This is a genomic window from Flavobacterium sp. ASV13 (genome assembly GCF_000745775.1).
In the GTDB taxonomy this organism is placed as follows: Bacteria; Bacteroidota; Bacteroidia; order Flavobacteriales; family Flavobacteriaceae; genus Flavobacterium.
The window spans coordinates 1-1,974 of sequence record NZ_JQJY01000019.1; the positions used below are offsets into that span (position 1 = coordinate 1).

Annotated in this window: 1 tRNA gene and 1 rRNA gene; both read right to left on the minus strand. The window is 47.4% G+C overall.

Annotated elements, in window-relative coordinates:
* Nucleotides 1-124: 124 nt before the first annotated feature.
* A tRNA-Ile gene (locus tag GQ47_RS20570) sits at nucleotides 125-198 on the minus strand.
* Nucleotides 199-325: 127 nt separating this feature from the next.
* Nucleotides 326-1,839, minus strand: a 16S ribosomal RNA gene (locus GQ47_RS20575).
* Between the last annotated feature and the right edge of the window lie 135 nt (nucleotides 1,840-1,974).

Sequence of the window (1,974 nt, forward strand, 5' to 3'; positions counted from 1 at the left end):
CAAGGCAGGCGCTCTAGCCAGCTGAGCTAATCCCCCAATCTAATTATGAATTGTGAATTATGAATTATGAATTTATATTCATAAGGACTCAACTCTAGAATTTCCTTTTTTTTAAGTTAAATAGTAGTCCCGGGCAGACTCGAACTGCCGACCCCTACATTATCAGTGTAGTACTCTAACCAGCTGAGCTACGAGACTCTGTTTTACTTAAGTTTTATCATTTTTTTAAATTAACAGCAAGAGTAATAAAATCCTCAATTCAGATCCATTTCGATACGCATCTTTTTTCCCCAACGTGTGCAAGCACTAACATTCGGGGCTCTAGAAAGGAGGTGTTCCAGCCGCACCTTCCGGTACGGCTACCTTGTTACGACTTAGCCCTAGTTACCAGTTTTACCCTAGGCAGCTCCTTGCGGTCACCGACTTCAGGCACCCCCAGCTTCCATGGCTTGACGGGCGGTGTGTACAAGGCCCGGGAACGTATTCACCGGATCATGGCTGATATCCGATTACTAGCGATTCCAGCTTCACGGAGTCGAGTTGCAGACTCCGATCCGAACTGTGACCGGCTTTGTAGATTCGCTCCTGGTCACCCAGTGGCTGCTCTCTGTACCGGCCATTGTAGCACGTGTGTAGCCCAAGGCGTAAGGGCCGTGATGATTTGACGTCATCCCCACCTTCCTCACAGTTTGCACTGGCAGTCTTGTTAGAGTTCCCGACATGACTCGCTGGCAACTAACAACAGGGGTTGCGCTCGTTATAGGACTTAACCTGACACCTCACGGCACGAGCTGACGACAACCATGCAGCACCTTGTAAATTGTCTTGCGAAAGTTCTGTTTCCAAAACGGTCAATCTACATTTAAGCCTTGGTAAGGTTCCTCGCGTATCATCGAATTAAACCACATGCTCCACCGCTTGTGCGGGCCCCCGTCAATTCCTTTGAGTTTCATTCTTGCGAACGTACTCCCCAGGTGGGATACTTATCACTTTCGCTTAGCCACTGAAGTTGCCCCCAACAGCTAGTATCCATCGTTTACGGCGTGGACTACCAGGGTATCTAATCCTGTTCGCTACCCACGCTTTCGTCCATCAGCGTCAATCCATTAGTAGTAACCTGCCTTCGCAATTGGTATTCCATGTAATCTCTAAGCATTTCACCGCTACACTACATATTCTAGTTACTTCCTAATAATTCAAGTTCAGCAGTATCAATGGCCGTTCCACCGTTGAGCGATGGGCTTTCACCACTGACTTACTAAACCGCCTACGGACCCTTTAAACCCAATGATTCCGGATAACGCTTGGATCCTCCGTATTACCGCGGCTGCTGGCACGGAGTTAGCCGATCCTTATTCTTACGATACCGTCAAGACATTACACGTAATGTTGTTTCTTCTCGTACAAAAGCAGTTTACAATCCATAGGACCGTCATCCTGCACGCGGCATGGCTGGTTCAGGCTTGCGCCCATTGACCAATATTCCTCACTGCTGCCTCCCGTAGGAGTCTGGTCCGTGTCTCAGTACCAGTGTGGGGGATCTCCCTCTCAGGACCCCTACCCATCGTCGCCTTGGTAAGCCGTTACCTTACCAACTAGCTAATGGGACGCATGCTCATCTTTCACCGTTGTGACTTTAATAGTGTGTTGATGCCAACTCACTATACTATGAGGTATTAATCCAAATTTCTCTGGGCTATCCCTCTGTGAAAGGTAGATTGCATACGCGTTACGCACCCGTGCGCCGGTCTCTAGCTCCGAAGAACTATACCCCTCGACTTGCATGTGTTAAGCCTGCCGCTAGCGTTCATCCTGAGCCAGGATCAAACTCTTCATCGTATATTTTAATATTATATAATCGATGCTTATTCTAGTGGTTCTTTTCGAATCTATCGATTCCATTACTCTTATTCTATTTGTCTCGTCTTTTGGACGAGACGGCTGTCAATTCAATATGTCTACGAACGTAATTTT